Here is a 369-nt window from a genome sequence, read left to right as displayed (position 1 = left end):
GACCGATAGCGAACAAGTAGCGTGAGCGAACGCTGAAAAGCACCCCACAAAGGGAGGTGCAATAGGGCGTGAAATCAGTTGGCGATGGAGCGACAGGGCACACAAGGTCCCGGACATAATGAATCAGGTGCGAACCTGTAGTAAGCAGTTCGGGAAGCCGGTGTTCTGTCGTACGTTTTGAAAAACGAACCAGGGAGGGTGCCTGTTTGACGAGTCTAACCGGATTATCCGGGAAGGCGTAGGGAAACCGATATGGTCGCAGTGCTTTGCACCAGGACCACCGTGTTCAAGCGCGGGGAGTCAAACGGGCACGACCCGAAACCGGACGATCTAGGCGTGGACAAGGTGAAGCGTGCCGAAAGGCACGTG

Annotated in this window: 1 rRNA gene; it reads left to right on the top strand. The window is 56.1% G+C overall.

Annotated features, from left to right (window positions below):
- Window positions 1–369, top strand: a 23S ribosomal RNA gene (locus C476_RS19190); the annotation flags it as partial.

This window comes from Natrinema limicola JCM 13563, assembly GCF_000337475.1.
Lineage (GTDB): Archaea > Halobacteriota > Halobacteria > Halobacteriales > Natrialbaceae > Natrinema > Natrinema limicola.
The sequence above is the reverse complement of the archived record's forward strand: the minus strand, read 5'-3'. Positions and strand labels throughout refer to the sequence as shown.